The organism is Nocardioides sp. WG-D5, assembly GCF_054031175.1.
The window spans coordinates 472555-495616 of sequence record NZ_CM132928.1 but is presented as its reverse complement, the minus strand read 5'-3'; the positions used below and the strand labels follow the sequence as shown (position 1 = coordinate 495616).

At 71.5% G+C, this 23062-nt stretch carries 19 protein-coding genes; 13 read left to right on the top strand and 6 right to left on the bottom strand.

Annotation, left to right across the window (positions count from 1 at the left end; all coding sequences use genetic code 11):
• Positions 1-25 precede the first annotated feature (25 nt).
• Genes ACWZJV_RS02450 through ACWZJV_RS02440 form a run of 3 tightly spaced genes read left to right on the top strand, consistent with a single transcriptional unit; the run spans position 26 to position 3283 of the window.
• Positions 26-817 (top strand): ABC transporter ATP-binding protein, encoded by a 792-nt coding sequence (locus tag ACWZJV_RS02450; protein WP_457180105.1) that lies wholly within the window; start codon positions 26-28, stop codon positions 815-817.
• The gene (locus ACWZJV_RS02445; protein WP_457180104.1) at positions 814-2697 is read left to right on the top strand and encodes an FtsX-like permease family protein; all 1884 of its coding nucleotides are present in this window, start codon (positions 814-816) and stop codon (positions 2695-2697) included. Before ACWZJV_RS02450 ends, ACWZJV_RS02445 begins: the two co-directional genes overlap by 4 nt.
• Positions 2698-2737: 40 nt before the next feature.
• A complete protein-coding gene (locus ACWZJV_RS02440) occupies positions 2738-3283 on the top strand; it encodes an HIT family protein (protein WP_040754967.1) in 546 nt (181 codons plus the stop codon).
• 56 nt (positions 3284-3339) lie between these two features.
• Here ACWZJV_RS02440 and ACWZJV_RS02435 read toward each other — a convergent pair whose 3' ends face one another.
• The 4 genes from ACWZJV_RS02435 to ACWZJV_RS02420 are packed head-to-tail and all read right to left on the bottom strand — an operon-like array spanning position 3340 to position 8368.
• The gene (locus ACWZJV_RS02435; protein ID WP_008356914.1) at positions 3340-4728 is read right to left on the bottom strand and encodes a GntP family permease; all 1389 of its coding nucleotides are present in this window, start codon (positions 4726-4728) and stop codon (positions 3340-3342) included.
• Between the two features lie 34 nt (positions 4729-4762).
• A complete protein-coding gene (locus ACWZJV_RS02430) occupies positions 4763-5401 on the bottom strand; it encodes a bifunctional 4-hydroxy-2-oxoglutarate aldolase/2-dehydro-3-deoxy-phosphogluconate aldolase (protein WP_457180103.1) in 639 nt (212 codons plus the stop codon).
• Between the two features lie 11 nt (positions 5402-5412).
• Positions 5413-7023 carry an N-acyl-D-amino-acid deacylase family protein gene (locus tag ACWZJV_RS02425; RefSeq protein WP_457180101.1) on the bottom strand — a complete coding sequence of 537 codons (1611 nt, stop codon included), beginning with the start codon at positions 7021-7023 and terminating at the stop codon, positions 5413-5415.
• Positions 7024-7036: 13 nt separating this feature from the next.
• Entirely contained in the window at positions 7037-8368 is a 1332-nt protein-coding gene (locus tag ACWZJV_RS02420; protein ID WP_457180100.1) for an amino acid deaminase, read from the bottom strand.
• Positions 8369-8494: 126 nt separating this feature from the next.
• Here ACWZJV_RS02420 and ACWZJV_RS02415 point away from each other — a divergent pair, with 126 nt between their 5' ends.
• Genes ACWZJV_RS02415 through ACWZJV_RS02405 form a run of 3 tightly spaced genes read left to right on the top strand, consistent with a single transcriptional unit; the run spans position 8495 to position 10700 of the window.
• A complete protein-coding gene (locus ACWZJV_RS02415) occupies positions 8495-9523 on the top strand; it encodes a sugar kinase (protein ID WP_457180099.1) in 1029 nt (342 codons plus the stop codon).
• Complete coding sequence (locus ACWZJV_RS02410; protein ID WP_196873859.1) at positions 9520-10269, top strand: IclR family transcriptional regulator; 750 nt, start codon at positions 9520-9522, stop codon at positions 10267-10269. The genes ACWZJV_RS02415 and ACWZJV_RS02410 overlap by 4 nt, the downstream gene beginning before the upstream one ends.
• A gap of 26 nt (positions 10270-10295) precedes the next feature.
• Complete coding sequence (locus ACWZJV_RS02405) at positions 10296-10700, top strand: RidA family protein (protein WP_008356904.1); 405 nt, start codon at positions 10296-10298, stop codon at positions 10698-10700.
• Here the strand turns inward: ACWZJV_RS02405 and ACWZJV_RS02400 are convergent.
• Positions 10697-12862, bottom strand: coding sequence for an acyltransferase family protein (locus ACWZJV_RS02400; RefSeq protein ID WP_457180098.1), 2166 nt, complete (start codon positions 12860-12862; stop codon positions 10697-10699). The genes ACWZJV_RS02405 and ACWZJV_RS02400 overlap by 4 nt on opposite strands.
• Before the next feature lie 193 nt (positions 12863-13055).
• Between ACWZJV_RS02400 and ACWZJV_RS02395 the strand changes: the two genes are divergently transcribed.
• The 3 genes from ACWZJV_RS02395 to ACWZJV_RS02385 are packed head-to-tail and all read left to right on the top strand — an operon-like array spanning position 13056 to position 16194.
• Positions 13056-14177: a sugar ABC transporter substrate-binding protein gene (locus tag ACWZJV_RS02395; protein ID WP_008356901.1), complete on the top strand. Its 1122-nt coding sequence runs from the start codon at positions 13056-13058 to the stop codon at positions 14175-14177.
• Positions 14174-14923 carry an ATP-binding cassette domain-containing protein gene (locus ACWZJV_RS02390; RefSeq protein WP_457180097.1) on the top strand — a complete coding sequence of 250 codons (750 nt, stop codon included), beginning with the start codon at positions 14174-14176 and terminating at the stop codon, positions 14921-14923. The genes ACWZJV_RS02395 and ACWZJV_RS02390 overlap by 4 nt, the downstream gene beginning before the upstream one ends.
• Positions 14920-16194 (top strand): sugar ABC transporter permease, encoded by a 1275-nt coding sequence (locus ACWZJV_RS02385; RefSeq protein ID WP_196873861.1) that lies wholly within the window; start codon positions 14920-14922, stop codon positions 16192-16194. The genes ACWZJV_RS02390 and ACWZJV_RS02385 overlap by 4 nt, the downstream gene beginning before the upstream one ends.
• Before the next feature lie 79 nt (positions 16195-16273).
• On the opposite strand, the gene ACWZJV_RS02380 is transcribed toward ACWZJV_RS02385, so the two are convergent.
• Positions 16274-17305 carry a LacI family DNA-binding transcriptional regulator gene (locus ACWZJV_RS02380; protein ID WP_008356895.1) on the bottom strand — a complete coding sequence of 344 codons (1032 nt, stop codon included), beginning with the start codon at positions 17303-17305 and terminating at the stop codon, positions 16274-16276.
• Positions 17306-17464: 159 nt separating this feature from the next.
• On the opposite strand from ACWZJV_RS02380, the gene ACWZJV_RS02375 reads away from it, so the two are divergent.
• The 4 genes from ACWZJV_RS02375 (at position 17465) to ACWZJV_RS02360 (ending at position 23057) form a co-directional block, all read left to right on the top strand.
• Complete coding sequence (locus ACWZJV_RS02375; RefSeq protein WP_008356894.1) at positions 17465-18754, top strand: ABC transporter substrate-binding protein; 1290 nt, start codon at positions 17465-17467, stop codon at positions 18752-18754.
• Positions 18755-18901: 147 nt separating this feature from the next.
• Positions 18902-19771: a carbohydrate ABC transporter permease gene (locus ACWZJV_RS02370; RefSeq protein ID WP_457180096.1), complete on the top strand. Its 870-nt coding sequence runs from the start codon at positions 18902-18904 to the stop codon at positions 19769-19771.
• On the top strand, positions 19768-20616 hold the full coding sequence (locus ACWZJV_RS02365) for a carbohydrate ABC transporter permease (RefSeq protein ID WP_196873864.1): 849 nt from the start codon (positions 19768-19770) through the stop codon (positions 20614-20616). Before ACWZJV_RS02370 ends, ACWZJV_RS02365 begins: the two co-directional genes overlap by 4 nt.
• A 14-nt stretch (positions 20617-20630) precedes the next feature.
• The gene (locus ACWZJV_RS02360) at positions 20631-23057 is read left to right on the top strand and encodes a beta-xylosidase/alpha-l-arabinosidase (RefSeq protein WP_457180095.1); all 2427 of its coding nucleotides are present in this window, start codon (positions 20631-20633) and stop codon (positions 23055-23057) included.
• Positions 23058-23062 lie beyond the last annotated feature (5 nt).

Below are 23062 nucleotides of genomic sequence, written 5' to 3'. Positions count from 1 at the left end.
GCGTGGGCGGCGTTGGCTGGAGGACATGACCGCCACCATCCCGGCCGCAGTCCACGCGCCCCGGCCGCCCGGCCCTCCCGCCGTCGTCCTCGACGACGTCACCCGCACCTACCGATCCCGCTCCGGCAAGGTCGACGCCCTGCGGGGCGTGAGCCATGCCTTCGCCGCCGAGACGTTCACCGCGATCATGGGGCCGTCCGGATCGGGCAAGTCCACGCTGATGCAGATCGCCGCCGGCCTCGACCGGCCCACCCGGGGCAGCGTCCGGGTCGCCGGGACGGTCCTGGCCGGCCTGAACCGGACGACGCTGACGAAGCTGCGGCGCGAGGTGATGGGCTTCGTGTTCCAGCAGTACAACCTGCTCGACGCGCTCACCGCCTACGACAACGTCGCCCTGCCCGCTCGTCTCGCCGGGCGGCGTCCGGATCGCGCCGAGGTGATCGGGGCCCTCGAGCAGGTCGGCCTGCACGGGCTCGCCCGGCGGCGGCCGCCGGAGCTCTCCGGCGGCCAGCAGCAGCGCGTCGCGATCGCGCGTGCACTGCACTCCCGGCCCGCGGTGCTCTTCGCCGACGAGCCGACCGGTGCGCTGGACCGCCACGCCGGGCGCGAGGTGCTCGAGCTGCTGCGCGGTCTGGTCGACGCGCCGGGGATCCGCGGGCCGGCGCAGACCATCGTGATGGTCACCCACGACCCGCTCGCCGCCTCGTACGCCGACAGCGTGCTGTTCCTCGCCGACGGCCGGGTGGTCGGGCAGATGGAGCGCAGCGACCCGGTCCGGATCGGTGCGCGGATGGCCGAGCTCGAGGCCGCCCGATGAGTGTCCTCGTGATGGTCTCGCACAGCCTGAAGACCCTGCGCCAGTCCTGGCCGCCGTACGCCGGGGCCGCCGTCGCCCTCGCCGGCGGGATCGGCCTGATCACCCTCGCCACCAACATGCTGGGAGCCCTCGGCACCGTCACCGACGGGCTGGACCAGCAGACCCGCACGCAGATCGACGACCTCGGGTCGCTGTTCGGCATCATGGCCGGCATCTCGCTCTTCCTGGCGCTCTTCGTGGTCTCCTCGACCTTCGGGTTCGTGGTGGCCACCCGGCGCCGCGAGCTCGGCCTGCTCCGGCTGCTCGGCGCGACGCCACGCCAGGTGCGGACGCTGCTGCTCGGTGAGGCGGTCGCGGTCGCGGCCGTGGGCACGGTCGCCGGCTGCCTGCTCGGCACCGCCGTGACGATGCCGGTGCTGCGCGTCCTGCACCTGGCCGGCGTCACCCCGGTCCTGCTCGGGATGCCGAGCCAGGGAGCCGGGTGGGCGATCGCCGCCTCCTGCGGGGTCGGGGTCGCGCTGGTCGGGGCCTGGCGCGCGGGCGCCCGCGCCGGACGTACGCAGCCGGTCGAGGCGCTGCGGGACGCGGTCCTCGAGCGCCGACGGCCCACGGTGGCCCAAGGGCTGGTCGCGCTCACCGCGGCCGGCGCGCTGGTCGCCACCGCCTGGTTCGCCCACGGGATGCCGCTGCTCTTCGCCCTGCTCGTGGGCATGTTCCTCCCGATCGTCGCCGTGATCGGCGCGAACGCCGTGGGCGGCCTGCTCTACACCGAGCTCGCGGCCGTCGCCGGTGCCGCGGTGGCGCGACGGGACCCCGCGGCCCACCTGGCCCGCGACCTCGCCCGCACCAGCGGCCGGATGACCGCCGCGGTGGCGGCGCCGGTGGTGGCCATCATGGCGGTGGCCGGCTCGATGGTGCTCGCCGTCGGCGCGACCGCCGACTGGAGCGAGGGCGCCGACCGGGCCGCGCTCAGGTCGGAGCTGGTCGTCGAGCAGACCAATCATCCCGAGCGGATCCAGGACGTGCCCGGGGTGGGGGTGAGCGACGTACGCCGCACCGCGACGGTCGGGTTCTGGGACGGTCGCACCGAGGTCGAGGTCGTCGACGTCGCCGGTGCAGCCGCCACCCGGAGCCTGCAGGCGAGGCAGGGGAGCCTCGCCGACCTGCACGGCCGGGCGATCGCCGTCACCGCCTCCTACGTCACCGACCTCGGTGGCCGGGTGGGCCGGACGTACCGGATGCGCGTCGGCGGCCGCAAGGTCGACGTGCGTCTGGTCGCCGTGGTCCCCGACGCCCCGAACCTGTGGGCCGACGTCATCGTGCCCGACGACCTGCCCGGCATCGGCAAGGTCGCCCGCGACACCGGAACGGTCTTCGTGCGCACCGACGCCGGCGCGGACGTCGCCGGGACGGCACGCTCGATCCGGGACACCGGCGCGCAGGTGAGCACCGCCGCCGAGTGGGTCGGCGCCGTCTCCGCCGAGGCCCGCGCCACGAACACGGTCGTGCTGTGGGTGATGCTCGGCCCGGCCGGGGTCTACGCCGCGATCGCGGCCGTCAACGCGGTCCTGATCGGGATGAGCCAGCGCCGCCGCCAGACCGCCACCGCCCGGCTCCTCGGTGCCACCCCGGCTCAGGTGCGCCGGACCACGCTCTGGGAGACGGTGTTCACCGGCGCCGGGGCCCTGCTGGTCGGCGGCGCGATCGCCGGGTTCACCGGCTGGCTGGTGCGCCAGGCGGTCGTACGCGACGTGCCGGATGCGCCGCTGACGGTGCCCTGGCAGGCCCTGTCCGGGATCACCGCGGCCTGCCTGGTCGTGCTGCTTGCCGCCGCCGTCGCCGGGGCGTACGCACTGCGGGGCGGGGAAGCGCCCGACTGACCTTTCCAGGGGATTAAGTAGTGTTTGCCGCGTGACAGAGATGGACGGCGTACTCACCCAGGACGGCATCGGCGAGGGCGACGGGCTGGAGCGGCTGTGGACCCCCTACCGGATGGCCTACATCCGCGGGGAGAACAAGCCCAGCGACCCCTCGGAGACGAAGTGCCCGTTCTGCCGGGTGCCGACGCTCGAGGATGCCGAGGGCCTGGTGGTCCACCGCGGCGAGACCTGCTTCGTGGTGCTCAACCTCTACCCGTACGCCCCGGGCCACATGATGGTGTGCCCCTACCGTCACGTCGCCGGCTACGTCGAGACCACCGACGAGGAGGCCGCCGAGATGGCGGTGCTGACCAAGCAGGCCGTACGCACCCTCGCCGGCGTCTCGCAGGCCGAGGGCTTCAACATCGGCATGAACCAGGGCACCGCCGGTGGCGCGGGCATCGCCGCCCACCTGCACCAGCACATCGTGCCCCGCTGGGTCGGCGACCAGAACTTCATGCCGATCATCGGCCGCACCAAGACCTTGCCCCAGCTGCTCACCGACACCCGCGAGCTGCTCGCGAAGGCGTGGGCCGAGAACGCGTAGCGAGGAGGTGCGAAGGGCCGGGAGCGGGTGCTCCCGGCCCTTCGTGACGCAGTGGGTCAGACGATCGCCCAGGCCACGGCGGCGGCCGCGAAGCCGGTGACCGAGAGCACCGTCTCCAGCACGGTCCAGGTCGCCAGCGTCTGCTTCACGCTGAGGTTGAAGTAGCGCGAGACGATCCAGAAGCCGCCGTCGTTGACGTGGCTGAGGATGATCGAGCCGGCGGCGATCGCGACCGCGATCACAGCGAGCTCGGGCTGTGAGTAGCCCGAGGCGAGCGTCGGACCGACGATGCCGCCGGTGGTCACGATCGCCACGGTCGCGGAGCCCTGGGCGATCCGGAGACCGCAGGAGATCACGTAGGCCAGCAGCAGGACCGGCAGACCGGCGTCGGCGAGCACCTCGGCGAGGGCGGCACCCACCCCGGTCGCGGAGATGACGGAGCCGAAGAAGGCACCGGCGCCGACGACGAGCAGGATCATGCCGACCGGTCGCAGCGAGGCGCCGGTGAACTCGGAGATCTCGTCGAGCTTCATGCCGCGCCGGATGCCGAGCAGCCAGAAGGCCAGCAGCACCGCGATGGTGAGCGCGATCGCCGGGTTGCCCAGGAAGGTGAGCACGCTGAGCAGCCGGCCCGGGTCGAGCAGCATCGTGCCGAAGGTCGCGCCGAGGATCAGGATCAGCGGCACGGCGATGACGGCGAGGACGAGGGCGAGCGAGACCGGGGCGACGGGCGTCGGGTCCTCCTCGGCCTCGGTCTCCGCGACCAGGAACTCCTCGGGCACCGAGACCTGGACCCGCGGGGCGATCCAGATCGGGAACAGGATGCCGGCCGCCGCGAACGCGGGCAGGCCGCACAGCAGGCCCATGATGATCAGCCAGCCGAGGTCGACGCCGAGGAGACCGCCCAGGGCCGTCGGGCCGGGGTGGGGCGGCAGGAAGGCGTGCGTCATCGACAGACCCGCCAGCACCGGGAGGGCGTAGAGGACCAGCGAGCGACCGCCGCGGTGGGCGGCGACGTACACCAGCGGGGCGAGCACGAAGATGCCGATGTCGAAGAAGACCGGGATGCCGAAGATCAGGCCGACCAGGCCCATCGCGATCGGGGTGCCGCGCTCACCGAAGATACCGATCAGCTTCGACGCCAGGACGTCGGCTCCGCCGGACCGCTCCAGGAGCGATCCGAGCACGGTGCCGAGACCGATGATCAGCGCGATGTGGCCCAGTACGCCGCCGAAGCCGGTCTCGATGAGCGACTCCTTCGACGCGAGGGCGGTGCCGACCATCTGCTCGACGGACAGCCCGGCCGCGACGGCCAGACCGATGCCGCTGATGAAGAGTGCGATGAAGGGTTCGAGCTTGACCTTGATGATCAAGAAGAGCAGCACGGCGATCGCCGCTGCGCAGAGCAGCAACAGGCCGGGCGTGCTTGTCTGGAGCCAGTGCATGGCTGTTCTCCTGTCGGGTCAGGTGGGGGACGGGTCAGCGCAGCGCTGCGCGGAACCGGGCGGCGTTGGTGGTGATCTGCTCCCACCGGGCCTCGTCGACGTCGGCGGGCTTGACCACCGACGTCCCGGCGGTCACGGCGATGGCGCCGGCCCGCAGGAACTCCGCGGCGTTGTCGTCGTCGACTCCGCCGGAAGGGATCAGGGCGACCTCGGGGAACGGGCCCCGCAGGTCGGAGAAGTAGCGCGGGCCGACGGCCCGGGCCGGGAAGATCTTGACCGCGTCGGCGCCCAGTGCGGTCGCGGTGAGGACCTCGGTCGGGGTGAGCGCGCCGAGCACGACGGCCGCCCCGTGGGCGTGAGCCTCGGCGACGATCTCCGCGGCCTCGGCCGGGAGGCCGGGCGTGACCAGGAACCGGGCGCCGGCGGTGAGCGCGGCGCGGGCCTGGTCGGCGGTCAGCACCGTCCCGGCGCCGATGACGATGTCGTCGTCCGCACGCGCGGCGACGTCGGCGAGCAGGTCGGTCAGGCCCGGTGTCGTGTAGGTCAGCTCGACGGTCCGGATGCCGCCGGCGGCCAGCGCGTGGCAGAGCGCGACCGGATCGTCGAGCCGGGAGGCGCGTACGACGACCAGCGCCTGGTCGGCGCGGAGGGTGTCGATCACGGGGTTGCTCATCGGGCTCTCGTTCATCGGGGTCGGGTTCCTTCGTCGGTGCGGCGCAGGGCGCGTCCGGGCAGCGCGTCGGTGCGGTGGCCGTCCTCGATGACGGCGGTGCCGTTGACCAGCACCCAGTCGATGCCGTGCGCCTGCTGCCGCGGCTCCTCGAACGTGGCGGTGTCCTGCACGGTGTCGGGGTCGAGGAGCACCAGGTCGGCGGCGTACCCCTCCTTCACGAGGCCGCGATCCGTGAGCCGCAGCCTCGCCGCCGGGCGGCCGGTCAGGTGGTGGATGCAGTCGACGAGGTCGAGCACGCCGAGGTCGCGTACGTAGCGGGCCAGGTAGCGGGGGAAGGTGCCCCACGCGCGCGGGTGCGGGCGCTCGCCGACGAGGATCGCGTCGCTGCCGCCGCAGTGGGTGCGGTGACGCATGATCGTCTGCACGTTCTCCTCGTGGCCGACGTGCTGGAGGATCGTGGTGGCCATCCGGTCACGGACGAGGAGGTCGAAGAAGACGTCGGTGGCCACCTGGCCGGACTCCTCGGCGATCTCGGCGACGGTGCGGCCGACGTGGCGCGACAGCTCGGGGTTGCGTACGCCGCTGATCTGGATCGTGCGCCAGTCGGTCACGCAGCCGTGGCAGCCGTCGGTGCCGACGTGGTCGAGCTCGTGGGCGATCCGGGCCCGGTCGGCCGGGTCGGCGATCCGGGCCATCAGGGCGTCGGGGCCGCCGGAGGTCGACCAGCTGGGCAGCACCGCGCTGAGCGTGGTGGCGCCGGGGAGGTAGGGGTAGGTGTCGAGGGTGATGTCGACGCCCTCGGCCAGGCCGGCCTCGATGAGGTCGACGAGCTCACCGGCCCGCCCGCGGTTGGGCTCGAAGTTCATGGTCGCGTGGGTCAGGTGCAGGGCGCACCCGGAGGTGCGGGCGACGGCGATCATCTCGGCGTACGCGTCGAGGGCCCCGGCCCCGTAGGACCGGTGGTGGGGGCTGTAGTAGCCGCCCGCCTCGGCGACGACCCGGCACAGGGTGGCGAGCTCGTCGTCGTCGGCGAACATGCTCGGCGGGTAGGTCAGGCCGCTGCTCATCCCGACCGCGCCCTCCTCGAGGCCGACCCGGAGCAGCCGGGCCATCTCGGCGATCTCGGCGGAGGTCGCGGGCCGGTCGTCCGGGCCGACCACCATCAGCCGCAGCGTCCCCTGCGGCACCAGGTACGCCGCGTTGCACGCGATCCCGCGGTCGAGCCGGTCCAGGTAGCCGGCCACGGTGTCCCAGTCGAAGTCGAAGTCGTCCGGCTCGCCGTTCCAGCCCGCGATCTGCCGGCGCAGGTGGTCGCGTGCGGCCGGGTCGGCGGGCGCGAAGGAGAGACCGTCCTGCCCGACGACCTCGAGCGTGACGCCCTGGCTCACCTTCGCGGTGTGGTCCGGGTTGACCAGGATCTGCAGGTCGGAGTGGGCGTGCATGTCGATGAACCCCGGCGTCAGCGTCCGGCCGGCGGCGTCGACGGTGCGGCGCGCGGCCGGCGCCGAACCGTCGGTGTGGATGCCGGTGATCCGGCCCGCGTCGATGCTGACGTGGGCGTGGAAGGCCGGGGCGCCGGTTCCGTCGATGACGGTCGCGTCCCGGATGAGCAGGTCGGTCATGGTCGGTCCTCTCTCAGAACCAGGTGCGCATGAGGTCGACGACGACCGGGTCGTCGGCGTCGGCGTCGTCGAGGACCGGGATGAGGCCCCACTTGTCGAAGGCGGTGCAGGGGTGCGAGAGCCCGAGGCGGAGCTCGTCGCCGATCTCGACGGGCGCCTCGGCGGCGGGGTCCCAGCGGAGGAAGCCGTGCTGGTCGTTGAGCGCGGTCACCTCGACGCCGGTCAGGGGTGTCGCGGGGGAGCCGGTGGTCCGGGCACGCAGGAGCTGAGCCTCGGGGAGGCCCTCGTCGAACGGTAGGTCGCGCTTGCCGGCGTCGAACAGCGCGAGCCCCGGCTCCGGCTGGGAGCTGATCCGCACCCATCCGTGCAGGGCGCTGCGCAGGCCGGGGCCGCTGGTGCGGGGTGCGTTCCCCAGCGGCGAGATGCCGCGGTAGAAGCCGTCGTCGTGGGTGATGTAGGCGCCGCTGCGCAGCACCACCCGCGCTTCCTCGCCCGTCACGAGCGGGGCGAGCGCGTCGGCCACCTGCTCGAAGTAGGCGCTGCCCCCGGCACTCACGACCGGGGTGCGGTCCGTGGGGAGCAGGTGGGAGATCCGCCGGTGCAGGGAGACCAGGCTGTCGACGTACGCACGGACGACGCCGAGCGCGGCCGCGTCCGTGGTGTGCGCCAGAGCGCCCTCGTAACCGGTGACGCCGGCGAGCTGCAGGTGAGGTGAGGCGGCGATCGCCTCGGCCACGGCGACCGCGGTCGCCTCGTCGCGGGCGCCGGTGCGACCGCCCGTGGCGCCGCGCTCGACGAGGACGCCGAGCGGTCGGCGCGGCCCGGCCGCGGCGACATGGGCCGCGAGCGCGTCGTGCATCAGGGCGACCGTCCGCGGCGAGTCGGCCCAGACGAGCACCTCGAGATCGGGGTCCTCGGTGAGCTGGTCGGCGATCCAGCGCAGCGTCAGCGGGGAGACGATCGCGTTGGCCACGATCACCCGGGAGACACCGAAGGCGCGGGCGACCGCGAGCTGGGGGAGGTTGGCGACGGTGATCGCCCACGCGCCGGTGGCGACCTGCTCGGCCCACAGCTGGGGAGCCATCGTGGTCTTGCCGTGCGGCGCGAGGGCGATGCCGCGGTCGGCGCACCATGCCGCCAGCACGTCGCGGTTGTGGCTCATCGCGACCCGGGAGAGGGAGAGCACGGGCGTGGGCAGCTGCGAGAGCCGGGGCGCCTCGTCGAGCACCTCGGCGACCGTGCGTCCCCAGAGTGCGGGCGGGATCGCCTTGTGGCGCCAGTCGACCCGCTCGTCGCGCAGTGCGGCGACGGCGGTCGTGTCGATGTGGGCTGCCGGGTGATCCATGGCCCGTCCTTCCTTGCGTTGCACATTATGCAACAGCGATTGCGTAATCTGATTTGATAGTTGTAGCATCGGTCACAGCGGTCGTCAACGGGCCGGAGGTGAAGCAACAGGGGAGGAGCTCCATCGGTGGGCAGCAGCGGAGAGGTGCGAGCGGTCTGTCTCGGGGAGGCGATGGTCGTCCTGCGTCCGGAGGGCGACCGGCCGCTGGCCGAGGCGGCGACGTTGCGTCGCTCGGTCGGGGGAGCGGAGGCCAATGTGGCCGGAGCACTGGCGGCGCTCGGCGTGCCGACCGCCTGGGTGTCCAGGCTCGGCCGGGACCCGTTCGGCGACGTCGTGAGCGACGACCTGGCCGCGCGCGGCGTGGACGTCTTGGCCGAGCGCGACCCCGAGCGGCCCACGGGGCTCTACGTGAAGGAGCCCGCCCCTGACGGCAGCCGGATGCACTACTACCGCGCCGGTTCCGCGGCCGCCGCCATGGACGCGGACCTGCTCGACGGGCCCGGGGTCGCGCAGGCGCTGGCGTCGGCGGAGGTCGTGCACACCTCCGGCATCACCGCCGGCATCCTCGAGGAGGGGTCGGCGCTGGTCGCCCGCCTGCTGGCGCTGCGCGAGGAGCTCGGCTTCCGGCTCAGCGTCGACCTCAACTGGCGACCGGCCCTGTGGGCCGGGCGGGACGTCGCCCCCTTGGTGGACCTGCTCCGCGCGGCCGACGTGGTGCTGCTCGGCGCCGACGAGGCGCGCGCGGCCCTCGGCGTGGACACCCCTCACGAGCTGCGCGAGCTCCTCGGCGACCGCCCGCGGCTCGTGATCAAGGCCGACTCGCACGCGGCCGGTGAGCACGACCCGGACGGGAGTGCCACCGAGGTCCCCGCGCTCCGGGTCGACGTGGTGGAGCCCGTCGGTGCCGGCGATGGCTTCGCCGCGGGCTACCTGGCGGCGCTCGTCGACGGGATCGGGCCGGTCGGTCGGCTGCGTCAGGGCCACCTGGTCGCAGCGGGCGTGCTCGCCGCGACCGGCGACCATGCCGACCCGCCGGCCGCCGACGTACGTGCGCGGCTGCTCGGCTGCTCCGAGGACGAGTGGGCGGCGACCCGGGTGAGCGCCGCCGGCATCGACTCCCCGGCGCTCGAGAACCCTACGGAGGTGGCCCGATGAGCCAGAGTCTCTCCCGCGCGCTCCAGATCCTCATCGAGCTCGGTGAGGGCGAGCGGTCCCTCGACCAGGTGGCCGCCAGCCTCGGCGTCCACAAGACCACCGCGATGCGGCTGCTGCACACGTTGGAGGCGGACCGTTTCGTACGCCGCGACGACCGCCAGCGCTATCACCTCGGCTCGCGGCTGTTCGCGCTCGGCACGATGGCCCTCGCCCAGCACGCGATCCGCGACGTGGCCCAACCGCACCTGACCCGCCTCGCGGCGGAGACGGGCGGCCAGGCTGTCCACCTGGCTGCGTACGAGAACGGGACGGCGATCTATCTCGCCAAGGTCGAGAGCACGCACTCGGTGCGGATGTACTCCCGCGTGGGACTGCCCGCCGCCCTGCACGCCACCGCCGTCGGCAAGGTGCTCGTCGCCGGCCTGCCGCCGGGGGAGCAGGACGCCGTGATCGCGGGCATCGACTTCCGCCCGTTCACGAGCCGCACCATCGCCGACGCCGCGGGCTACCGCGAGGTGCTCGCCCGCACGCGCGAGCAGGGCTGGGCCGAGGACGCCGCCGAGCACGAGGACTTCATCAACTGCGTCGGGGCGCCCGTACGCGACGAGGCCGGGCGGGTCATCGCCGCGGTCTCCGTCTCCGTGCCCGACGTCATCCTGCCCCGCGAGGGGGTGCGTGCCCTGGTGCCGCAACTCCTCGCGGCCACCGAAGCGATCTCCGCCGACTGGGCCGGCCGGAGCTCATGAGAACACCCCGAGAGGAAACCCAACCCATGTCCGACATCCGCATCTCCACCGACCAGGCCCCCGCCCCCGCGCACACGTTCTCCCAGGGCGTCGTCCGCGGCGGGATGATCCAGGTCTCCGGCCAGGGTCCGGTCGACCCCGTCACCAACGAATACCTGTTCCCCGGTGACGTGAAGGGTCAGACCGTGCGCACCCTGCAGAACGTGGAGGCGATCCTGGCCGCCGCCGGTGCGGGGTTCGAGGACGTGCTGATGCTCCGGGTCTACCTCACGACCCGCGACGACTTCGCCGCGATGAACGAGGCCTACGGTGAGTTCATCGGCTCGCGGGTCGCCGAGGGCGGCATCCTCCCGTGCCGAACCACCGTGATGACCGGTCTGCCGCGCGAGGAGATGCTGGTCGAGATCGACGCCCTCGCCGTGGCGCGCTAACCGATGACCCCGGCCAGCTCCCGGCCCAGGTAGGGAGCCAGCGTGCGGGCGTAGCGCGAGGTGATGTGGTTGCCGTCGCGGTAGACGATGACGTTGCCGATCACCGCCGGGCAGATCCTGTCCTCGCAGAAGAGGTGGGTCATGTCGATCAGGTGCGCGTTCGGGTCGCGGGCGACCGCGTCGCGGTGCGGGTCCCTGACGACCACGTCCGTGCGCGGCCGCGCGCACGCCTCGCCGGCCGTCTCGGGGGAGTGCCTCTGGATGCAGCCCAGCGTGGTGCGGAGATAGGCGGCGTTGTCGGGCTCGAACATCGGGTTGTCGACGAGCGCGATCACCGGGACGTCCTTCGAGGGCCGGTGGCTCCACGCCTCGACCAGGCCGTTGACCGTGGACTCGTAGGGTGTCTCGCCGGCCAGCGGCTGCGTCGTCTTGCGGGCGGAGTGGGTGACGATGATCGCGTCGAGGTCCTTCTGCTCGGGTGCGCGCAGGTAGCTCTCGAGCTGCCGGTTCCACTCCGCGCAGGCGGGGCGGTTGTCGGCGATGTTCTGGCCGAGCGGGCGGGCGTTCCAGTGGCAGGCGGCTCGCGAGGCGACGTCGATGCGCCAGTTGCGCTGCTTGCCGATCAGGTCGAGGGCGCCCACCGGCGCGACGGCATGGGAGTCGCCGACCATCAGCAGGCGCTTCTGGTAGCCCTCGACGGCGCCGTTCGGGCAGGCGCTGAACCGCACCGGCCGCTCCTCGAAGGACCAGCACTGGCCGCGGTTGTCGTCGTCCGCGCCGATGGTGGCCACCGCGGGGATCAGCGCGCCGCGCAGGTCGGGGTTGCGGCACTCCCCGCCCGCGGAGGTCGCCGCCATCGCGGCGGCGCCCAGGCACTCGGTCGTGAAGGGGTCGGCGGTGGCGAGCCGTGCCGCCGCCGCGATCGCCCTGTCCTCGGAGTAGCTGATCGCGGCCAGGCCGCTCCACCCGGCGCCGACGGCGACCGCGAGAGCGGCCACGGTGGCGACCAGGGCCCGTGGCCCGCCGGGCCTGATGACGTACGTCTGGACCTGGCGGGTCACCAGGCGGTTGGTCGCCCACGCCAGCACGGTCGAGACGACCAGCACTCCCGCGGCCGAGACCAGGGTGAGACGCTCGGCGCCGGTGTAGTAGAGCCACGCGATGAGCAGCGGCCAGTGCCACAGGTAGAGCTCGTAGGAGATGTCGGCGACGAACCGCAGCGGCCGGGTCTCCAGCAGTCGCCGCGGGCCGCGCGCGGACGAGGTCGAGCCGACCATGACCAGCAGCGCGCCGGTGACCGGCCACAGCGCCGCCGGGCCCGGGAAGCGGTCCGCGCCGTCCATCACGAAACCGCAGGTCACGACCAGGGTGAGGCCGGTCCATGCGGCGTACGGCTTGATCTTCTCGGGCAGGCTCAGGCGACGCAGCGCGAGCGCGGTCAGGGCGCCGGCGGCGATCTCCCAGAAGCGGGTGATGGAGTTGAAGTACGCAGCCGCCTGGTCGGCTCCGGAGACCTTGATGGCGTAGAGGAAGGAGACCGCGAACGCGGCCGCGGTCAGCACGAACAGCGCCCGCGCCAGGCCGATCCGGCCCCGTAGCACGAAGGCGAGCCCGACGACCACGAGCGGCCAGAGCAGGAAGAACTGTCCCTGCACCGCGAGCGACCAGAAGTGCTGCACCGGCGTCGAGGACGGTCCCGCCGCGCCGTAGGAGAGCTGGCTGACGATGAGCTCCCAGTTGAGCAGGTAGGTCGCGGCCGCGATGATCTCGCGCGTGGTCTGCGTCCACAGCGTCTGCGGGATGAAGGCGACCATCAGCGCGGCCGTCGCGGCCAGCACGATCAGCGCCGGCGCGGCGAGCCGCGCGAACGTACGTCCGTAGTGCTCGGCCAGCCGCACGTTGCCACGCTCGGCCTTGCCCACCAGCGACCGGGTGGCGAGGAAGCCGGAGATCACCAGGAAGACGTCGATCCCGCCCGAGACCCGGCCGTTGCCGAAGAGGTGGAACGCGACCACGAGCGCCAGTGCGATGCCACGCAGGCCGTGGATCTCGCTGATGTGCCCGGCGGAGGTCCGCGTCGAGGTCTGCCCAGATTTGGGGCTCTTGGGTTCGAGGTCTGCCCCAGCGGCCGGAGGAGTGGGGAAATCCGAAATGGCGGTCACGTGTCGCTGTTTCTAGTGGGGCGTCGGTGGGCGGGAGCCGTCGCACCATAACGGGCGGTGGTGACGTGTTGGCGTACGGGCGTTGTCATTCCGCCGTCGAGATCTCCTCGAAACCGTTTCACATCGCCGCCGGAGGAGATAGGTTGCACCCCGACGTGACTTAGATCACACCCAGGACTGAGGAGTTCGGACGATGAACACGCACAAGATCGGCCGCCTGATGGCGGTCGCAGCGGTCGCGACCCTGTCGACCGCATCGCTCGTGGCATGTGGCGGCTCGGATGACGACGGCGGCGACTCGGGCGGCTCGGGCGGCACCGACGTCGGGGTGATCCTCCCCGACGCCACCACGTCTCCCCGGTGGGAGTCCCAGGACCGGCCCAACCTCGAGAAGGCGTTCACCGACGCCGGCCTCAAGGCCACGATCCAGAACGCCCAGGGCGACACGGCCAAGTTCGGTCAGCTCTGCGATAGCATGATCAACGAGGGCGTCAAGGTCATCATCATCACCAACCTCGACTCCGAGTCGGGCGCGGCCTGCCTGAAGAAGGCTGCCGACGCCGGAGTGACGAGCATCGACTACGACCGGCTGACGCTCAACGGTGGCGCTTCCTACTACGTCTCCTTCGACAACGTGAAGGTCGGCGAGCTGATGGGCGCGGGCCTCGACGAGTGCATCACCGCCGCGGGCAAGAAGGGCGGCAACATCGTCTACGTCAACGGTGCGGCCACCGACAACAACGCGGCGCTGTTCAAGTCGGGCTACGAGAAGGCGCTCAAGGCGAAGATCGACGACGGCACCTACAAGCTCGTCGGCGACCAGTCGGGCGAGTGGGACGCCACCAAGGCCGGTCAGGTCTTCGACCAGATGTACACCGCCAACGGCGGCAAGATCGACGGCGTGGTCTCGGCCAACGACACCATGGCCGGCGGCATCATCGCCCGGCTGAAGGCCAACAAGGTCCAGGGCAAGATCCCGGTGACCGGCCAGGACGCCTCGGTCGAGGGTCTGCAGAACATCCTTCAGGGCTTCCAGTGCGGCACCGTCTACAAGAACACCGCGCTCGAGGCCAAGGCCGCCGCCGACCTGGCGATCGCGCTGATCGAGGGTGACGAGGACGCGGCCTCGGCGCTGGCCACCGGGTCCGTGGAGGACACCGAGGCCGGCAAGGACGTGCCCTCGGTGCTCGCCGAGCCCGTCTGGGTCACCAAGGAGTCGGTCGGAACCGTCATCAAGGACGGTCAGGCCGATGCCGCCGAGGTGTGCGCCGGCCCGATCGCGGACCTGTGCACCGAGAACGGCGTGCCTCAGTGAGTCCGCTGCTGGAGCTGCACGGCGTCGAGAAGTCCTTCGGCGCCGTGCAGGTCCTGCGCGGCGTGGACCTCTCGGTGCAGGCGGGCAAGGTGACGGCGCTCGTCGGTGACAACGGCGCCGGCAAGAGCACCCTGGTGAAGGGGATGGCCGGGATCCATCTCTTCGACGCCGGCGACTACCTCTTCGAGGGTGAGCCGGTGAAGGTGACCAGTCCGAAGGACGCCGCCGCGCTCGGGATCGAGGTCGTCTACCAGGACCTTGCGTTGTGCGACAACCTCGACGTGGTCCACAACATGTTCCTCGGCCGGGAGATGAAGCGCTTCCGGCTGGTCGACGAGGACACCATGGAGCAGCGGGCTCGCGAGACGCTCGACGGTCTCTCGGTGCGTACGCTCAAGTCGGTGCGTACGCCGGTGGCCTCCCTCTCCGGTGGCCAGCGTCAGACCGTGGCGATCGCCCGGGCGGTGCTGTGGAACTCCAAGCTGGTCATCCTCGACGAGCCGACCGCGGCGCTCGGGGTGGCGCAGACCGAGCAGGTGCTGCGGCTGGTGCGGCGCCTGGCCGACCGCGGCCTCGGCGTCGTGCTGATCAGCCACAACCTCAACGACGTCTTCGAGGTCGCCGACGACATCGCGGTCCTGCACCTGGGGCGCATGGTCGGCCAGATCGAGGCCGCCTCGACCACGCGCGGGCGGGTCGTGGAGGCGATCACCACAGGTGTTGTTCCACAAGGAGGTGCGGCATGAGTGCGGACGTGGACGACCGGCCGGTGACCGATCCGGCGTCACCCGACCCGATGCCCGACAACTCGCTGGCCGGGATCCTCCGCGCCTACCTGGCCAAGCTCAGGGGCGGCGAGGTCGGCTCGCTGCCGGCGGTGCTGGGTCTGGTCGCGCTGGTCGTGGTCTTCTCCGCGCTGCGTCCGGAGCAGTTCACCAACTCGTTCAACTTCGCCAACCTGATCGGCCAGTCGGCGGGTGTGACCGTGCTCGCGATGGGTCTCGTCTTCGTGCTGCTGCTGGGCGAGATCGACCTCTCGGCAGGGTTCGCGGGCGGCACCTGTGCCGGCGTGCTCGGGGTGTTCCTGACCCGGCAGGAGTGGCCGCTGCTGCCGGCCCTGGTCGCGGCGCTGCTCGCCGGCGCCGTGATCGGCCTGCTCATCGGGCTGCTGGTGGCCAGGCTCGGCATCCCGTCGTTCGTGGTCACCCTGGCCGCGTTCCTCGGGCTGCAGGGGGTGCTGCTGACGATGATCGGCGAGGGCGGGACGATTCCCTACCGCAACGACTTCATCAACGGCCTCAACAACTCCAACCTCCCGGTCTGGCTCGGCTGGACGCTCGGCATCATCTGCATCGTGGGCTATGCGGCCTCGACGTACGTCACCGACGCCCGGCGCCGCGCCAAGAACCTCACGGTGCAGCCGATCCTGCTGTGGGCGCTCAAGACCGGGCTGCTGACGGTCGTGGTGCTCGCGGTGGTCGGCTATCTCTCGGTCGAGCGCAGCCGCAACCCGGCGCTGACCTCGCTCAAGGGGGTGCCGGTCTCGCTGCTGGTGATCGTCGGCCTGCTGATCGTGCTCACCTTCATGCTGACCCGCACCGCCTGGGGCCGGCACGTCTACGCGGTCGGCGGCAACGCCGAGGCGGCGCGGAGGGCCGGGATCAACGTGTTCCGGGTGCGCCTGTCGTGCTTCATCCTCTGCTCCACGATGGCGGCGATGGCCGGCATCATGATCGCCAGCCGCACCAACTCGGTGAACCCGAACACCGGTGGCGAGACGACCCTGCTGTACGCCGTGGGCGCCGCCGTCATCGGCGGCACCTCGCTCTTCGGCGGCAAGGGCCGGGTCATCGACGCCGTCATCGGCGGCACCGTGGTCGCGGTCATCGACAACGGGATGGGCCTGCTCGACCAGCCCCAGGGCACCGTCTGGATGGTCACCGGCCTGGTCCTCCTGGTCGCGGCCAGCGTCGACGCGCTCTCCAGGCGCCGGGCCTCGGCTACGGGGCACGTGTAGCCGGCCTCGCCGAGACTGCAGAAGTGGCGGACGAGACGACAGTTTCGTCCGCCACTTCTACATTCTCGACCCGCCAGAACTACGGTTTCGGGGGCGCGGTGCTGCTGCGCACGACCAGCTCGGCGGGCAACCGCAGGTGGCGCTCGGTCTGCTTGCCCTCGAGCAGCTCGAGCAGGAGCTCGAGCGCGGCTCGGCCCATCTCGTGGAGCGGCTGGGCGACGGTGGTGAGCGGGGGAGTGGCGTCGCGGGCCTCGGGTACGTTGTCGAAGCCGATCACGGAGAGGTCCTCGGGCACCCGCAGGCCGAGGGAGCCGGCGACCTCGATGACCTTGATGGCCGAGATGTCGTTGGCGGCGAAGATGGCGGTGGGCCGCTCGCCGGCGGGGAGCGAGAGCAGCTCGCGAGCCGGTGCCTCGGCGACCTCGGGGTGGTAGCCGCCCACCCGGATCAGGTCGGCGGAGACGCTCAGGCCGGCGTCGTAGAGCGCCTCGCGGTACCCCTGCTCGCGCAGCGCGGCGGAACGCAGGTCGGGGCGCCCGCCGAGGAAGCCGATGCGCTGGTGGCCGAGCCCGATCAGGTGGTCGACGGCGAGCCGGGCGCCGGTGATGTTGTCGGCGTCGACGGTCATCGGGCCGTCGGGGCCGGTGTGGGGGTCGATCGCGACCACCGGGATCGTGGTCTCGTCGGTGATGATCATCGAGGGCGTCACCACGATCGCCCCGTCGATCAGGGTGTGGCCGAGGCGGGAGAGCGAGCGCCGCTCCCAGCCGGTGTGGTTGTGGGCGCCGCTGCGGCCGGCATGCGCCAGGAGCTCGTAGCCCGTGCCGTCGAGGGCGGCCGAGATGCCCTTGAGCAGCTCGGCGGAGTAGGGCTCGAACTCGGCCACGAGCACGCCGATCACGCCCGTCGACTTGCGGCGCAGGCTGGAGGCGATCAAGGACGACTGGTAGCCGAGCTGGTCGATGACCGCGAGGACCTTCTCGGCCGTCGCCTCGCTGACCCCGTAGCGCTCGTTGATCACCTTCGAGACCGTGGCCACCGAGACACCCGCCTCCCGGGCCACGTCCGTGATCGTCACCCGTCGGGGGCGGGGCTGGTCGAGCGTACTCATGCCCCTGACAGTAGCCCACTCGGGGGATTGTCGATAACCATCTACGAAAACGTTATCGACAACGATTGACATCGATGCCTGACAACCGCCATGCTCGACCCGACAATGTGGCGGCAGTCACATGACCCCATCCAGAGCTGTGACGAAGAAGGTCCAAAGATGTCGAGGAAGACACAGGCGCTCGCCGCGCTGTGCGCCGGATTGATGATTGCCGCCACCGGTTGTGGCGGCTCGGGCGACTCCGGTGGCGACGACAACACCATCACGTGGTGGCACAACTCCAACAACGACCCCGGAAAGGGGTACTACGAGCAGGTCGCGAAGGACTTCGAGAAGGCCAACCCCGGCGTCAAGGTCAAGGTCGAGGCCTTCGCGCACGAGGACATGCTCACCAAGCTCGACGCCGCGTTCCAGAGCGGTGACCCCGAGCAGATCCCGGACGTCTACATGGAGCGTGGCGGCGGCGAGCTCGCCGACCACGTCGAGGCGGGTCTGACCAAGGACCTGTCCGAGGACGCGGCCGACGAGATCGACATGATCGGCGGCTCGGTCGCCGGCTGGCAGGTCGAGGACAAGACGTACGCACTGCCGTTCTCCATCGGCGTGGTCGGCTTCTGGTACAACAAGGAGCTCTTCGCCAAGGCCGGCATCACCGCCGCGCCGACGACGCTGGAGGACTTCTACGACGCCGTCGACAAGCTCAAGGCCGCGAAGATCCAGCCGGTCTCCGTCGGCGCCAAGGATGCCTGGCCGGCCGCGCACTACTACTACTGGACCGCGGTCCGGGAGTGCTCCGAGGACGTCCTGACCTCGGCGGTCAAGAGCCTCGACTTCTCCGACCCCTGCTTCGAGAAGGCCGGCGACGACCTGGTCGACATCGTCGCCCACAAGCCCTTCAACAACGGCTTCCTCTCCACCGGTGCCCAGGAGGGCCCGACCTCGGCCTCCGGCCTCCTCGCGACCGGCAAGGTCGCCATGGAGCTCGCCGGTCACTGGGAGCCCGGCGTGATGCAGGGCATCACCGAGGACAAGAAGGGCCTGGGGGACAAGACCGGCTGGTTCGCCTTCCCGCAGATCGAGGGCGGCCAGGGTGACCCGGGCGCGCAGATGGGCGGCGGTGACGCCTGGGCCGTCTCCGAGGGTGCCCCCGACGCCTCGGTCGACTTCGTCAAGTACCTCCTCTCCACCGACGTCCAGACGGGCTTCGCGGAGAACGGGATGGGCCTGCCGACGAACCCCGACGCGACCGGCGCGCTGACCGACCCGGCCCTGGCCGATCTGATCAAGGTGCGCGACAGCGCTCCCTACGTCCAGCTCTACTTCGACACCGCCTTCGGTCAGGCCGTCGGCGGAGCGATGAACGACGCGATCGTCAACGTGTTCGCCGGCAAGGGCACGGGGGCGGACATCGTCACCGCCACCCAGGAAGCCGCGGACAAGGAAAAGTGAGCTGAGCCTGTGACACACGACGTGACCGAAGCCGCTCCCGCGGCGTCAGGGCACGCCACATCGGACGCCCGGCGTACAGGTGCTGTACGCCGGGCACCCGGCGGTCCCGGAAGGACCGGACTTCGTGGTGACGCCTGGCGCAAGCGCTTGGAGATCCTTGTCTTCGTAACCCCTGCGCTGGCGCTCATCGCGCTCTTCGTCGCCTGGCCCATCGTCACCGCGGTGCGCTTCTCGGTCTACGACTGGAAGGGCTTCGGCGACCTGACCGACTTCGTCGGCCTCGAGAACTACGTCGAGGTCCTCGGCGACGAGGTCTTCCGCAGCGCGGTCGGCCACAACATGGTGATCGTGGTCGGCTCGATCCTGCTCCAGCTCCCGCTGGGCGTGGCCATCGCCCTCCTGCTCAACCGCAAGATGCGCGGCCAGGGCCTGCTGCGCACGATCATCTTCGTGCCGTACGTGCTGGCCGAGGTCATCGCCGCGGTCGTCTGGCTCCAGCTGCTGCAGCCGCAGTACGGCTTCATCGACGCCTTCACCGCGCAGATCGGCCTCACCCCGCCCGAGCAGGGCTGGCTCGGCACCCCGGAGTACGCCCTGTGGATCGTGCTCCTCGTGCTGACCTGGAAGTACCTCGGCCTCGCCGTGCTGCTCTTCCTGGCCGGCATGCAGGGCGTCTCCGAGGAGCTCCACGAGGCCGCCCAGCTCGACGGCGCCTCCTGGTGGCAGACGCAGTGGCGGATCACGATCCCGCTGCTGGGACCCACCATGCGTACCTGGGCCTTCTTGTCGATGATCGGCTCGATCCAGTGCTTCGACATGATCTGGGTGCTCACCCAGGGCGGTCCCGCGGACGCGACGGCCACCATGGCGACGTACCTCATCGACGAGGGAACCAAGCGCCACAACTACGGCATCGCAGGTGCCGCCTCGGTGATCCTGTTCGTGATCGCCTTCGCGATGGCCCTCGCCTACCAGGTCCTGATCCTGCGCCGCGACACCAAGGAGGACACGGTATGAGCGTCACGGCCGATCTCACCCCACGCCGCCGTAGCGGCGGCAACCTGTGGGTCTACCTGATCGCGCTGATCGTGGTCGCGATCACCGTCGGCCCGGTGCTCTACGGGGCGCTCGGCGGCTTCCGCACCAACGCCCAGCTCGCCGACAAGCCTGCCGGGCTGCCCGACCCGTGGGTGTGGAGCAACTACGCCGGGGTGCTGAGCAACCCCTCGTTCTGGCAGTACGCCCTCAACTCGACGATGATCGCGATCATCACCACGGTGGTGACCGTCGTGTTCGGGCTGATGGCGGCGTACCCCCTGGCTCGCTACCAGTTCCGCGGGCGCGAGGCGCTGTTCATGGTCTTCGTCCTCGGCCTGCTGTTCCCGGCGGCCGTGGCGATCATCCCGCTGTTCATCATCATCACCCGCAACCTGCACATGGCGAACACCTGGTGGGGCGTGGCCCTGCCGCAGGCGGCGTTCGCGCTGCCGATGACGGTGGTGATCCTGCGGCCGTTCCTGATGGCGCTGCCCAAGGAGCTCGAGGAGGCGGCGCTGATGGACGGCGCCGGCCGGATCGGCGTCTTCTGGCGCATCCTGATGCCGCTGTCGGCACCCGGGATGATCACCGTCGGGGTGCTGGCGTTCGTGACCTCCTGGAACGCCTACCTGCTCCCGCTGCTGCTGCTCCAGGACAAGATGCGCACCCTCCCGCTCGGCGTCGCCGACTTCTCGACCGAGCACTCCGCCGACACCGCCGGCGTCCTCGCCTTCACCACCCTCGCGATGATCCCCGCCCTCGTGCTCTTCCTCGCCTTCCAGCGCCGCCTCGTCAGCGGCCTGCAGGGCGCGGTCAAGGGCTAGAACGGACACCTCCTGTGACTGAACCAACGACCGAACCGACTCTGCCTGCCTGGCCCCAGGTCTCCGAGCGCGTACGCGACCTGCACGCGCAGATGACCTTGGAGGAGAAGCTCGCCCAGATCGTGGGCTACTGGCTCGACCGCGGCGGCGACGTCGTGGCGCCGATGGCCAACGAGATGACGCGCGACATCGACGGCGACGGCCGGCGTCTCTCGGAGATCACCGCCCACGGCCTGGGCCACTACACCCGGGTGTACGGCACCCGGCCGGTCGATCCGGCCGAGCGCGCCGCGTGGCTGTGGGAGGAGCAGAGACGCCTGGTCTCGCAGACCCGGCTGGGGATCCCGGCCCTGGTCCACGAGGAGTGTCTGACCGGCCTGGCCGCCTGGCAGGCCGCGACCTTCCCGACGCCGCTGGCCTGGGGCGCGAGCTTCGATCCCGAGGCCGTCGAGGAGATGGCCCAGATGATCGGTGCGGACATGCGTGCGCTCGGTGTGCACCAGGGGCTCGCCCCGGTGCTCGACGTGATCCGCGACGCGCGCTGGGGCCGCTGCGAGGAGGCCATCGGCGAGGATCCCTATCTCGTCGGGACGGTCGCGACGGCGTACGTCCGGGGGCTGCAGTCCGCCGGCGTGCATGCCACGCTGAAGCACTTCGTCGGCTACTCGGGCTCGCGGGCCGGCCGCAACCACGCGCCCGTCTCCGCGGGTCCTCGCGAGATCGCCGACATCTTCTTGCCGCCGTTCGAGATGGCGGTGCTCGACGGTGGCGCGAGATCGGTGATGGCGTCGTACAACGACATCGACGGGGTGCCGCAGCACTCCTCGGTCGACCACCTCACCACCCTGCTGCGCGAGACCTGGGGCTTCGACGGGGTCGTCGTCGCCGACTACTTCGGGGTGGCGTTCCTCGCGGTGATGCACGCGATCGCCGCCGACCGCGGGCGAGCCGCGGCGCTGGCCCTGGAGGCCGGTGTCGACGTGGAGCTGCCCAGCGGGGATGCCTATCTCGAGCCGCTCGCGGCGCTGATCCGCTCCGGGGAGGTCTCCGAGTCGCTCGTCGACCGGGCCGTGCTCCGGGCGCTGGCGCAGAAGGAGGAGCTCGGCCTGCTGGACGAGTCGTTCGGGGCGGGTCTGGAGAAGGGCGCACCGGAGTCGATCGACCTGGACTCCCCGGCCCACCGCGCGCTGGCGCGCCGGCTGGCCGAGGAGTCGGTGGTGCTGCTCAGCAACGACGGTGTCCTTCCGCTGGCGGCTGGCGCCGGCAAGGTGGCCGTCATCGGTCCCAACGCCGACCGGCCCGAGGCGCTGATGGGCTGCTACTCCTTCGTCAACCACGTGATGGCGAGCTACCCCGAGGAGCCGCTCGGCATCGAGCTGCCGACGATCGCCGAGGCGATCCGGGCCGAGCTCGGAGACGCCGCGCTCGGCGGCGCCGCGCTCGAGGTCGTCGCCGGATGCGACGTCGAGGGCACGGACCGCTCCGGCTTCCCGGCGGCCGTCTCGGCGGCTGCCGAGGCCGATGTCGCGGTCGTCGTCGTGGGTGACCAGGCCGGGCTCTTCGGCCGCGGCACCGTGGGGGAGGGCAACGACTCCGAGTCGCTCGAGCTCCCCGGGGTCCAGCGCGAGCTGGTCACCGAGATCGTCGCGACCGGGACCCCGGTCGTGCTCGTGGTCGTCACCGGCAGGCCGTACGCCATCGGCTGGGCGCTCGAGGACGAGGCGCGTCCCGCGGCCGTGCTGCAGGCGTTCTTCCCCGGCGAGGAGGGCGGGGCGGCGCTGGCCCGCATCATCTCGGGTGCGGTCAACCCGTCGGGCCGGCTGCCGGTCTCGCTGCCGCGCGTCTCCGGCACCCAGCCCTACAGCTACCTGCAGCCCCTCCTGGGTGGTCCGTCGGAGGTCACCGCCACCGACCCGACGCCGGCGCGCCCCTTCGGCTTCGGCCTCTCCTACACCACCTTCGGTCACAGCGGGCTCTCGGCCGACCGCACGGTCACGGCCGGTGGCACCTTCGAGGTGGAGGTGACCGTCACCAACCTCGGCGACGTCGCCGGTGTGGACGTGGTCCAGCTCTACGGCCGAGACCTGCTGGCCTCGGTGGTCCGCCCGGTCTCGCAGCTGCTCGGCTACCAGCGGGTCGCGCTGGAGCCGGGGGAGTCGGTGGTGGTGCGCTTCGAGGTGCCCACGACGCGGCTGGCGTTCACCGACCGCAGCCTCACCCGTGTCGTCGAGCCTGGCGACGTCGAGGTCTGGGTGGCCGCCTCGGCCGGCGAGAAGGTCGCGACGGCGGTCGCCGAGGGCATCGCCGAGCTCTCCGAGGTCGAGGCCGCCTCGGCCGCCGTCGAGTCGGGCAGCGACAAGGTGCTGGTCACCATCACCGGCGAGACCCACCGGGTCGGCACGGCCGACCGGCGGATCACGACGGCGACGGTCTCCCGCTAGCGGTG